Raw genomic sequence first — 7,321 nt, 5'->3', positions numbered from 1 at the left:
TGGTAGAATGGCCGAGTGGATTTCGGGCCAGACCAAGGCGCGACGAGGGCGCGGTGCAGGCACCGTAACCGAGGAGCAACGCAGGGCTGGCTCGAAAGACTCCGGCTCTTCCTTCCCCGCGCTTCAGCGCCTCTTCCCCACACCTCCTTCCCTCCATTCTTCCAGTGAATTCTGGAGATTGGTATCAGGCACACTTCGGGCAGACCCCGTAAAAGGCCAACTCGTGGCGCAGGCGCTCGAAGCCGGAATGCTTCCGAAGATCCTCCTCCAGCGCACGCACCGGGCAGCCCAGCTCTAGATCCTGAATCATGCCGCACTCCTCGCAAATGAGGTAGTCGTGGTGCTCGCCTGGGACATTCAGCTGGTAATAAAGGGCGCGGTCGTGCAGACCGATGCGATGGACCACCCCCGCCGCCACCAAGCGATCGATCAAGCGATAGACCGTGGCCGTGTCACACTGATCGCTGACTGCCTCCTTCTGGCTGAGATCCCCAATCGTGATCGGCTTTTCCATCTGCACCAGCTCCCGCAGAATCAGATCGAGCGCTTTGGTCCGTCGCATACCTCGGGCCCGCAAGCGCTTCACAATACTCGCGATGATCTCCTCCCTCTTTTCTTCGGCGGCCATCTAGAACCCTTGAGCTAAGCTCATTCAGAGACGCATTCCAACTGCCTTTTTCAAGGAGCCAGGCCCCTGCCATTTCGCAAATTGACAAGCCAATCCGGAAGCCTACGGTGCCGCCTTTCCGCTCCCAGGCACCTTGAACCCGGTGGAAGTCAGCGGAAACCCTTAGCAACACAACTCGAAAAGAATGGCCACAAAAACCGCGACCAAGAAGAAGACCGCCAAGAAAAAATCCCCCGCCTCCACCAAATATGTCTACACCTGGGGAGATGGCAAAGCCGATGGCAACGGCACCATGAAAAACCTTCTCGGCGGCAAAGGGGCCAACCTCGCCGAAATGACCCGGATCGGGCTTCCCGTCCCCGCTGGCTTCACCATCACCACCGAAGTCTGCACCTATTTCTACGACCACAAAAAGACCTACCCGAAATCGCTCAAAGCGCAGATGAAGGCCGGCGTGGCCAACATGGAAAAAATCATGGGCTTCAAATTCGGAGACGCCAAGAACTTTCCCCTCCTCTTGGCCGTTCGCTCGGGCGCGCGGGATTCCATGCCCGGCATGATGGACACCGTCCTCAACCTGGGACTGAATGACGCCACCGTGGCCGCCCTGGCCGCCGCCACCGACAACGAGCGCTTCGCTTGGGATTGCTATCGCCGCTTCATTCAAATGTATGGCGATGTCGTGCTCGGGGTGCAAAAGCGCCCGGGCGAAGACCATGAGCCCTTCGAGCACGCCATCGAGAGCTACAAAGAAAAGCACTACGGGGAAGACATCGTCGACTCCGACTTGACGGCCGACGACAACAAACAGCTCGTGGCCCTCTTCAAAAAACTGGTCAAAGACCGCACCGGGCAGGGCTTCCCGGACGACCCCTGGGAGCAACTCGAAGGTGCCGCTGGGGCCGTCTTCAGTTCCTGGATGAATGACCGGGCCATCGTCTACCGCCGCAAATACGGCATCCCCGCCGAGTGGGGCACCGCCGTCAACATCCAAGCCATGGTCTTCGGCAACACCGGGGAAAACTCCGGCTCCGGTGTGGCCTTCACGCGCAACCCCGCCAATGGCATCAATGAACTCTACGGAGAATTCCTCGTGAACGCACAAGGGGAAGACGTCGTGGCCGGGGTCCGCACCCCCTTCCCGGTCTCCCAAATGGAGCAAGCCTTGCCCCAGGCATTCAAGGACCTCATGAAGGTCCGCAAAACCCTGGAGAAGCACTTCCGCGACGTCCAAGACGTGGAATTCACCATCCAAGAAGGCAAACTCTTCATGCTGCAGACCCGCAACGGCAAACGGACGGCCGCAGCGGCCCTCAAATTCGCGGCCGACATGGTCAAGGAACGGCTCATCGACTGGAAAACCGCCGTCGACCGCAACCCCGCCGACCAGTTGGAGCAGCTCCTCGCCCCCGTCTTCGATGCCGCCGCCATCAAGCAAGTGCCCGAAATCGCGAAAGGCCTGCCCGCCGGCCCCGGAGCTGCCACTGGCAAAATCTACCTCAACGCGGACCGCGCCGAAGCCGCTCACCTCAAGGGCGAGAAAGTTCTCCTCGTCCGCGTGGAAACTTCCCCGGAAGACCTCCGCGGAATGATCGCCGCCGAAGGCATTCTCACCTCGCGTGGGGGCGTCTCCTCGCACGCCGCTCTCGTGGCCCGGCAGATGGGCAAAGTCTGCGTCTGCGGGGCCTCGGAAATCGAGATCGACTACGAGAAGAAAACCGTCAGCGCCCATGGCCACTGCTTCAAAGAAGGGGACTTCCTCTCCATCGATGGCACCGTGGGCGCAGTCTACGGCGGCGAAGTGCCGACCGCCCCGTCCGAAATCATCGCAGGCCTCATCGAAAACAAAAAGGCCGCGCAAAAAACCGAGAAATTCCAAAACTTCGTCCAGCTCATGGACTGGTGCGCCAAGGCCACCAAGATGGGCGTGCGGACCAATGCCGACACCCCCGCCCAAGTCAAAACGGCCGTCGCCTTTGGGGCCGAAGGCATTGGCCTGACCCGGACCGAGCACATGTTCTTCGAAGGAGACCGCATCGACGCCATGCGAGAAATGATCCTGGCCGATAACGAAGCGGACCGGAAAAAAGCCCTCAAAAAGCTCCTGCCTTACCAGCGCAAGGACTTCGCCGCCATCTTCAAAGCCCTCCAAGGCAAGCCGGCCACCATCCGCTTGCTCGATCCCCCGCTCCACGAATTCCTGCCCCACACCGCCGAGCAGCAAGCCGACCTGGCGAAAAAGCTCGGACTGAAAACCGAAGTCATCGCCCAACGGGTCCACGAACTCCACGAATTCAACCCCATGCTGGGCCACCGTGGCTGTCGCCTCGCCATCTCCTACCCCGAGATCGCCGAAATGCAGGCCCGCGCCATCTTTGAAGCGGCCGCGCAGCTGGCCAAAAAAGGGGACCCCGTCCTGCCCGAAGTCATGATCCCGCTCGTGGGCTACGCCAAGGAGCTGGAACTGCAATCCGCCATCGTCCACCGGGTGGCCTCGGAAGTCATGGAAGCCAAAGGCGTGAAGTTCAAATACTTGGTCGGCACCATGATCGAAATCCCTCGCGGAGCCATCACCGCCGATGAAGTGGCTGAATTTGCCGACTTCTTCAGCTTCGGCACGAACGACTTGACCCAGACCTGTCTCGGCGTCAGCCGCGATGACATGGGCAGCTTCCTCAATAGCTACCAGGAAAACGACATCTATCCCAAAAACCCTTTCGCCTCGCTCGACCAGACGGGCGTGGGATCGCTCGTGGAAATGGGAGCCTCCAAAGGCCGCGCCGTGAAAGAAAAGCTCAAGCTCGGCATCTGCGGAGAGCACGGTGGCGATCCGGCCTCGGTCGCCTTCTGCCACCGGACCGGGCTCAACTACGTCAGTTGCTCCCCCTACCGCGTCCCGGTCGCCCGCCTGGCGGCCGCCCAAGCCGCTCTGGCCGACGCCCCCGCACCCAAGAAAAAAGCCGCTAAGAAAAAGCGCTAAACCAAGCGTCGAGCGATCTCTAAAAAAAGCCGGCCAGGGAATTCCCTCGGTCGGCTTTTTTGGTGTCCGACTCCCCCTCCTCCCCCCCAAACGACTCTTGAAAACAAGCCGCTTTCGTGCTGCCTTCTTTTCATGACCCCCCGTCTGCTCCCCTTCCTGGGGCTCCTCCTTGGGCCCTGCGTTCTTGAAGCCCAAATCGTGCTCGATTTCGCCTCCTCTGGCAACGTCCGGCCCGAGCTCAATCCCTACCCCATTACCGTGAGCGGGCTGAACGGCACGCCTCCCACCGTCTCGACCTCCGACCCTTCGGGCAACACTCCCGGCCTCAGCGGATCCTTCCAGCAGGGCGAGGCCAGCGATGGCTCTTTCGTGCTGACATTGGATGGTCGCAGCAACAGCCAAAACGACTGGGTCGGCCAGACTTGGACCGGCGGCACCCCCGAGCTGGTGCGCGGAAACAACACCGGCCTGGGCGTCAGCGATGGCAATGGCAATGCCTCAGTCGACGGCGGGGAAGCCATCTTGTGGACCTTTGATCTCAGCTCCTTCACCGTGCCCACCGGCAAAAGCCTCGTCCTGACTGGGCTCACCTTCAGCAATGCGAACGCGGAATTCTGGCAGTTGACCGGCACTCCGGGCGCCTCGGGCGCAGGCACCTTGGTGGCGACAGCCAACAGCTGGACTGGCAGCTTGCCCATCACCGAGCAATCCGCCTTCGCCCTGGCCGGAACCGGTCGGCTGCAGACCATGACCCTCGCCTTGACCGAAGCCTCCGTCACCGCCCCCCCCAGCGGACTGGTCGCCTCCGGGAGCGAAACCGGCGTGCTCCTGGATTGGGATGACCTCTCCTCTCCCGAACTCGACTTTTACACCATCTACCGATCCACCAGCTCTCCTGTGACCACCAGCGACCAGCTCTTGGGCACCGCCACCAGCAGCCAATTCGAAGACACCACCGCCCCCACCGGACAGACTTCCTTCTACCGCGTCTCCGCCACTCACAGCTCCGGAGCGGAAAGCGGCTTGAGCAATGAAGTCTCCTTCACACCCCGGGTCCCCACCCTCCAAACTCTGGACGCCTCGGTGGCCGCCAGCGTCCTGGGCCAACCCGTCACCTCCTGGCTGGACCAATCTGGAAACAACAATTCGGCCAGCCCTGGCGTGGGCAGCGTCACCTACCCCGGCCCCACGCAAACGGCCTCCGGCCTCCCGGGCCTGGCCTTCGGCCCGAATCGCAGCAGCCTCCAGCTCTTGGACACCTCGGCCTCGCAGACCTGGCTGGACCACTCCACCGCCACGGGCGGCTTCAGCTTGCTGCTGGCCTTCAAAGTCGACTCCCTCCTCCCCGGCCAATTCAACGACGTCTTCGGCAACTCCACCGATGGCAGCACCGGCCTCCAAATTGGCTACACCCCCGTGGGGCAGCTCCAAATTCGCCTCGCAAACCAAATTCTGGCCAGCTCCGCCAGCAACCTCCAAGGGACAGAAACCATCGTCTTGGGGCTCAACTACGACGCCGCGCAAGCCACCTACCAAATCTGGGAATCCCTCAGTTCCCAAACCGTCTCGGGCTCCGCCCCGGCCGCCGATTTCTCAACGGCCCAGCCCGTCTCCCTGGGAAGCCTCGATCAAGAAACCCAGTTCTTCCACGGACTCATCGGAGAAGTCCGCCTCTACGACCGCGCGCTCGCCAGCAGCCTCTTCCAAGCCGAGCGGGAAGAACTCGTCTCGAAATGGCTCTCCCCGCCGAACATCATCATGTTCTTGACCGACGACATGGCCTGGTATGACACGCCCGTCCGCATGGACGAGCGGATGGAAAACTCGGCCCAGGAAATCATGCGTCGTCTGCAAGACCCGAATCAACCTGGCCAGCCCTACTACTGGAACATGCAGAAGCTGGCGGACGAAGGCATGCTCCTGCGCAACGCCTACTCCTCGGCCCCCCAATGCACCCCCACCAGGGCCAACCTCCAGACCGGACAAACGACCGCCCGCAACCGCATCGGACTCTTCCTATCCGGCTCGGTCCGAGGGTTGGAGTTCGATGAACGCAACCGCTACGGAAACTTCCCGCTCACGCCCAACGGGATTGCTCTCCCCTTTTCCGACACCGTCACCACCATCCCAGAAGCCTTGAGCGCCTTTGGTTACCGCTCGGCGCACTACGGAAAATGGCACCTGGCCTCCGACCCGGCCGTGGAAGGCTACCTCGAATCCGATGGAGACACCGACAACAACGAAGGCGAAACCTACGACTCCAACGACACCCAGATCCCTGACGACATCAGCAACCCCAAGCGGATGACCGAAATGACGGACAAGGCCATCGCCTTCATGAACGCCCAGCAAGAGGCTGGCCATCCCTTCTACATCCAACTCTCCCACTACGCCGTGCACAACCCCTGGGAATGCTTTCCCTCCTCGCGCGCGCTCTTCCAAAACGACCCCGACGTGGTCGCCTACAATCGCGATCGGACGGATGTCACCCAACTCAGCCGAAAACGGGACCCCGCCGCCTTCTTTGGGATGCTCTACGACATGGACCAAACCCTCGGCCGACTCATGGACGAGCTGGAAAGCCTCGGAATCACCGAAAAGACCTACATCGTCTTCAAATCCGACAATGGCTACCGCCGCTTCAACACGCAAAACTTCTCCCAGCCCTTCCACGGGGACAAATGGTTCCTCTGGCAAGGCGGACTCCGGGTGCCCATGATGATCAAGGGCCCGGGGGTGCTCCCCGGAGGCGTCAGCACCGTGAACGTCACCACCTACGACCTCCTCCCCACCTTTTATGACTGGGCCGGAGGGGATCCCGAAAGCCTGAGTGAGATCGATGGCCTCAGCCTGAAGGCGCTCTTAGAAGGCGAAACGCCCCCGGAGAGCCTGCTGGATCGCTCCCTCTACTTCCACTCTCCTCACTACCGGAACTCCAACCCCTTCTCCGCAATCATCAAAGGGCGCTACAAGCTGATCCATTCCTATGATGCCACCATCCGGACGGACATCTCGGTCGACAATCCCAACATGCTCTTCGACCTCTCGACCGACCCAGGAGAAGTCGCCAACATCAACACCTCGCCGGGAGACAACGCCATCGCCGCCGCTCTCTGGGCCGAACTCGACGCCTATCTCGAGAGCGTGGACGCCTGGAGACCGCGGGACAATGCCGCCGCCTACACCGCCGACGCAGCCAACCAATTTGAAAGCGATGGGCAATTCAACAACCGCTCACGCTACGCCCCCTTCGAAGGCAATCGTGGGACCGTGGCCAGCCCGGTCGACGCCTGGTTCGCCTCTTGGGGCGTCGATCTCGGAGCAGATAGTCAGGACTTCGACCTCGACGGCCGCAGCAACCTCATGGAATACGCCCTCGGGACCAACCCCCTCCTGCCTGACGCCCGGAACAGCCTCACCCCCTCCTCCCTCGCGGGCCCCAGCCCGAGCTATGGCTTTGCGCAGCGTTATGACTCGGGTGGGGTGACGTATCGTGTCTTCAGCTCCAGCAACCTCTCTGACTGGACCCCGCTAGGAGAGGACGCGCTCCAGCTCTCGCGCAGCGGGGGCGACTTCGACTGGCTGGAAGCGCGCTTCCCTAGCCAGGACCAGCGCTTCCTGCGCCTCGAAGTCAGCCGTTGAAAACTCCCAGCAGCAGGCGTTCAGAAAGAACGAACCCGACACAAAAAAGGAATAGTCACCGGACCAGGATG

General features: G+C 61.5%; 3 protein-coding genes. 2 read left to right on the top strand and 1 reads right to left on the bottom strand.

The features are described from left to right. Positions 1-184 precede the first annotated feature (184 nt). Positions 185-628 (bottom strand): transcriptional repressor, encoded by a 444-nt coding sequence (locus AAF555_05295; protein MEM6910981.1) that lies wholly within the window; start codon positions 626-628, stop codon positions 185-187. 184 nt (positions 629-812) lie between these two features. Here AAF555_05295 and ppdK point away from each other — a divergent pair, with 184 nt between their 5' ends. Both ppdK and AAF555_05285 read left to right on the top strand, forming a co-directional pair. Next, positions 813-3,608 carry a pyruvate, phosphate dikinase gene (gene ppdK, locus AAF555_05290; protein MEM6910980.1) on the top strand — a complete coding sequence of 932 codons (2,796 nt, stop codon included), beginning with the start codon at positions 813-815 and terminating at the stop codon, positions 3,606-3,608. 132 nt (positions 3,609-3,740) lie between these two features. Next, positions 3,741-7,250 carry a sulfatase-like hydrolase/transferase gene (locus AAF555_05285; protein MEM6910979.1) on the top strand — a complete coding sequence of 1,170 codons (3,510 nt, stop codon included), beginning with the start codon at positions 3,741-3,743 and terminating at the stop codon, positions 7,248-7,250. The last annotated feature ends 71 nt before the right edge of the window (positions 7,251-7,321 follow it).

Source organism: Verrucomicrobiota bacterium (assembly GCA_039027815.1).
Lineage (GTDB): Bacteria > Verrucomicrobiota > Verrucomicrobiia > Verrucomicrobiales > JBCCJK01 > JBCCJK01.
Note: the sequence above shows the minus strand (reverse complement) of the source record. Positions and strands in the feature narration are given on the sequence as shown.